2 protein-coding genes and 2 pseudogenes are annotated in these 2435 nt (G+C 62.5%); 2 read left to right on the forward strand and 2 right to left on the reverse strand.

Annotated elements, in window-relative coordinates:
* Both ABIE65_RS27745 and ABIE65_RS27750 read left to right on the forward strand, forming a co-directional pair.
* Positions 1–401, forward strand: a pseudogene (locus ABIE65_RS27745) (hypothetical protein); the annotation flags it as partial.
* Between the two features lie 185 nt (positions 402–586).
* Positions 587–934 carry a 2Fe-2S iron-sulfur cluster-binding protein gene (locus ABIE65_RS27750; protein WP_354081989.1) on the forward strand — a complete coding sequence of 116 codons (348 nt, stop codon included), beginning with the start codon at positions 587–589 and terminating at the stop codon, positions 932–934.
* Positions 935–1077: 143 nt separating this feature from the next.
* Here the strand turns inward: ABIE65_RS27750 and ABIE65_RS27755 are convergent.
* Positions 1078–1218: pseudogene (locus ABIE65_RS27755) on the reverse strand (integrase core domain-containing protein); the annotation flags it as partial.
* A 230-nt stretch (positions 1219–1448) separates the two neighbouring features.
* A complete protein-coding gene (locus tag ABIE65_RS27760) occupies positions 1449–2045 on the reverse strand; it encodes a hypothetical protein (RefSeq protein WP_354081990.1) in 597 nt (198 codons plus the stop codon).
* Positions 2046–2435: the final 390 nt, after the last annotated feature.

Below are 2435 nucleotides of genomic sequence, written 5' to 3' on the forward strand. Positions count from 1 at the left end.
TGATGTCGCTCTCGGCGATCACTGGCGTTGTTCTCGGCCTTAGCCAGGAGTTCTATCCGCTGGTGGTAGCCGTGGCCCTCCTCTACGGCATGTTCCTCACGTCCGAGAGCGCCTCAGTCACCGCCGGCGCGCTCGGCAACGCCGACCCCCAATTTCGTGGCGCCACAATCGCCGTGCACTCGATGATCGGCTTCGCTGGCGGGATCTTCGGACCGCCCGTGTTCGGGGCCGTCCTTGACATCGCCGGTGGTGCCGCATCACCCGAAGCATGGCTGACCGCCTTCATCACCCTGGGCGCAGTCACCCTGACGGGGCCGGCTTGGATCGTGCTTTTTCGACCAAAGGAGCTTGCCGGTGACGGAAACCACGAACACCCGGTGGCAGGCGGCGCCGGGCGTTGATGTAGGACTCCATTGCGGCTTGCCCGCCGCGCCCCTGAAGACTTATCACACCGTTGAGCATGGTCCTGACCGTCTCGGCCAATCGTCGAGCAGGAGCGCATTATACATGGGATTTTAGTGAGTATGACCATCGACACGGGGGTCGCGGCGATCCCCATCTTCTTGGGGTGACAGCGCTGCAGGTAATGACTGGAACACGCACGCCGACGATCACCTTCGTCCAGCCTGACGGGGCCAGCCGGGAGGTTGTCGCGTGGTTGGGAATGTCCTTGATGGAGGTCGCGCTGCGCGCCTCCATCCCCGGCATCGATGCCAAGTGTCGTGGCCATTGCGCCTGCGTGACGTGTCACGTCCATATCGATCCTGCTTGGCGCGCGATAACTGGATCGCCAACCGCGATCGAGGAAGACATGCTCGATTTCGCTTTCGGTGTCGACGAACGGTCCCGGCTATCGTGCCAAGTGCGGATCAATGACCTCTGCGATGGCCTAAGAGTTGATGTACCGATGGCGCAGCGGACCCTGGGCCTTTAGCGGGCCGAGAAACCTCCGGCACCGTTAGTAGCTGTAGAGGCGGTTGCGGACCGGGAAGCGTCCGTCGAATGTGATCGGCACTGACCTGCCCCCCTCCGGTCCATCGATCATTATGAGAGCCCTGGGGGTTGATAGTTGAACTGGCGCACGTGGTTGTAGTCGAGCCGCCAGCGCTCGATCACGGCCCGCGCCTCGGCCAGATTGGCGAAGACCTCCTCGTTCAGACACTCGTCGCGCAGCTTGCCGTTGAAGCTCTCGCCGAAGCCGTTCTGCTGCGGCTTACCAAGGCAAACGGCCAGCAGGATGATGACGAGAGCGATCATAGGCTGCTCTCGAATTCAGCATGCCCATGCGTGTGTCGCCGCTTCTTGGCCGGTCGCCAGATCCGCTGTAGGCGGATTCGGCTGAGAGCGTTACGGGCTTCTCCATCTCCGTGCATTGGTCGTGATATGTGCCTGGGTCGATCAGAGAGCGCGATCACTGGCCGCCCTCACGCCGACGCGTCGCCCGACCCTCACATGTCTTCAGCTACCATTCGTTCATAACAGGGCTGGCAGAAACCGTGGCTCATGACGGTCACGTCGCTCCCGCCGCGCCGGTAGTATTCCTGCGGCTCGATCCATGCCATAGCGCCCGGCGCGTGCTCGTCCGGCCATTCAACTTTGGCGCATACCGCGCAGATTCTAACGGCTCCGGGTTCGTTCTCCTCGCCCGTCCGAGCGGCAAAAAGCGGGATCGGCGGTCGCTGCTCCATCGAGAGCAGGGTGGACTGGTAGAGCAGGTGCGTTCGTCCCGCAGACGTCACGATCGGCGTCACCGAAAGGCGCATCTGACGCCGTGCGGCGGGAGCGTCACAACGGTAGTCGACGCAAATGGCTTGGCGTTTCATCTCCAGCACTTCAGTGAACAGCTTCCGGTAGGTATCGCGCACGACCCCAGGCGAAAACGACATCGTTATGTCCTTGCCCAGGATAGCGAAGCCGCCATCCGCGCCGCCGTTCTCCGCCCAGAAGCGATCCCAGTTGCCCGTTCCGACAGCAGATACCCGCAGGTCCCGGTCGATCACCAGCGCGATGCCGTCGATCGCCTCCAAGAGTGCCTGCACATTCATGTAGACTCCCTCTCGCACGGAATGCGCACGATCATCGTGGCTTCGATCCAGTCGGACAAATGCGCGCCCGCCCGATGATCGGCCGTTGACGGCGCTTAAGATTGGGCAACCCGACCAGGGTGCGGCGACTCTGTAGATGCACGGCCTTGAAGCGGGGTTAACGGGGTGAACGCTGGAGGCTTTGGGCGAGGTATTGGCTGTTTCTGGCTGCTCGCTTGCGGCGCAACCTGAGGGATCGTTTGTCCTGGATCATTCGCAGAGATTGAATGCGAAGGACCGGACGACAGCCATGTTTGCCGGGCCGTGCCCGGTTCGGCCTCTCGTCCTGTCCTCGCGGAATGTGCCGTCGAGGACCCAGTGCAGCGAGGTTTCGATCGCCCAGTGGGCGGG

It is taken from the genome of Constrictibacter sp. MBR-5 (assembly GCF_040549485.1).
In the GTDB taxonomy this organism is placed as follows: Bacteria; Pseudomonadota; Alphaproteobacteria; order JAJUGE01; family JAJUGE01; genus Constrictibacter.

Coding starts and splice junctions, on each gene's coding strand:
- ABIE65_RS27750 (WP_354081989.1), top strand. CDS start 587: ATGACTGGAACACGCACGCCGACGATCACCTTCGTCCAGCCTGACGGG.
- ABIE65_RS27760 (WP_354081990.1), bottom strand. CDS start 2,045: ATGAATGTGCAGGCACTCTTGGAGGCGATCGACGGCATCGCGCTGGTG.